Source organism: Planktothrix tepida PCC 9214 (assembly GCF_900009145.1).
Lineage (GTDB): Bacteria > Cyanobacteriota > Cyanobacteriia > Cyanobacteriales > Microcoleaceae > Planktothrix > Planktothrix tepida.
This window is the reverse complement of the sequence record NZ_LN889899.1, coordinates 1-898: the sequence shown is the minus strand read 5'-3', so window position 1 is coordinate 898 and position 898 is coordinate 1. Positions and strand designations below refer to the sequence as shown.

Sequence of the window (898 nt, the reverse complement as noted above, 5' to 3'; positions counted from 1 at the left end):
AAAAGGAGGTGATCCAGCCACACCTTCCGGTACGGCTACCTTGTTACGACTTCACCCCAGTCATCAGCCCTGCCTTCGGCACCCTCCCCCCTTGCGGGTTAGAGTAATGACTTCGGGCGTGGCGAACTTCCATGGTGTGACGGGCGGTGTGTACAAGGCCCGGGAACGGATTCACCGCAGTATGCTGACCTGCGATTACTAGCGATTCCTCCTTCATGCAGGCGAGTTGCAGCCTGCAATCTGAACTGTGCCAAGGTTTCTGAGATTCGCTCTCCCTCGCGGGTTGGCTGCTCTCTGTCCTTAGCATTGTAGTACGTGTGTCGCCCAGGACGTAAGGGCCATGCTGACTTGACGTCATCCTCACCTTCCTCCGGTTTGTCACCGGCAGTCTCGCTAGAGTTCCCAACTTAATGATGGCAACTAACGACGAGGGTTGCGCTCGTTGCGGGACTTAACCCAACATCTCACGACACGAGCTGACGACAGCCATGCAGCACCTGTCTTCTGGTTCCCTAAGGCACTCTCTCCTTTCAGAGAGATTCCAGAGATGTCAAGTCCTGGTAAGGTTCTTCGCGTTGCATCGAATTAAACCACATACTCCACCGCTTGTGCGGGCCCCCGTCAATTCCTTTGAGTTTCACACTTGCGTGCGTACTCCCCAGGCGGGAAACTTAACGCGTTTGCTCCGGCACGGCCCGGGTCGATACAGGCCACACCTAGTTTCCATCGTTTACCGCTAGGACTACTGGGGTATCTAATCCCATTCGCTCCCCTAGCTTTCGTCCCTCAGTGTCAGTTGTAGCCCAGCAGAGCGCTTTCGCCACCGGTGTTCTTCCTGATCTCTACGCATTTCACCGCTACACCAGGAATTCCCTCTGCCCCTACTACACTCTAGCTC

General features: G+C 55.6%; 1 rRNA gene. It reads right to left on the bottom strand.

The features are described 5' to 3' along the window. Window position 1: 1 nt before the first annotated feature. Window positions 2-898: ribosomal RNA gene (locus PL9214_RS29700) — 16S ribosomal RNA — on the bottom strand; the annotation flags it as partial.